Origin of the sequence: Thermococcus sp. (assembly GCF_027052235.1) — an archaeon.
Lineage (GTDB): Archaea > Methanobacteriota_B > Thermococci > Thermococcales > Thermococcaceae > Thermococcus.
This window is the reverse complement of the sequence record NZ_JALUFF010000046.1, coordinates 1-385: the sequence shown is the minus strand read 5'-3', so window position 1 is coordinate 385 and position 385 is coordinate 1. Positions and strand designations below refer to the sequence as shown.

Genomic DNA, 385 nt, shown 5'->3' with positions numbered 1-385 from the left:
ATCCCGGCCGGGGCACCAAAACCTTTCTCGCGGGCCCGTGGCTCAGCCTGGTCAGAGCGCCCGCCTGATAAGCGGGAGGTCCGGGGTTCGAAGCCCCGCGGGCCCACCATCACAGCCCTTGCAGAGCAAGCGCTGGCGGAAGAGTAAGTGCCTTTCTACAAGTTGCGTTCCTGAAAGGGGTTTTTACTCGCTTGCTCTTTAGTGAGTGTTTCACTGCCTAAAGCGCCCTTCGGGCACTGATTAAAGTTGAAACTATTCGAAGAGGTTAGTTTGGGGTTAAACCCCTCGAAACTTGGTTCTTGAGGGAGGCACAACTGACCTTTTGCTCTTTGAGGAGAAGGGCACTCTTTGATCAAACTTTGCTTTGCAAAGTTTGATCAAAGAG

Annotated in this window: 1 tRNA gene; it reads left to right on the top strand. The window is 53.5% G+C overall.

The features are described 5' to 3' along the window. Positions 1-31: 31 nt before the first annotated feature. Positions 32-109: transfer RNA gene (locus MVC73_RS04760), tRNA-Ile, on the top strand. Positions 110-385: the final 276 nt, after the last annotated feature.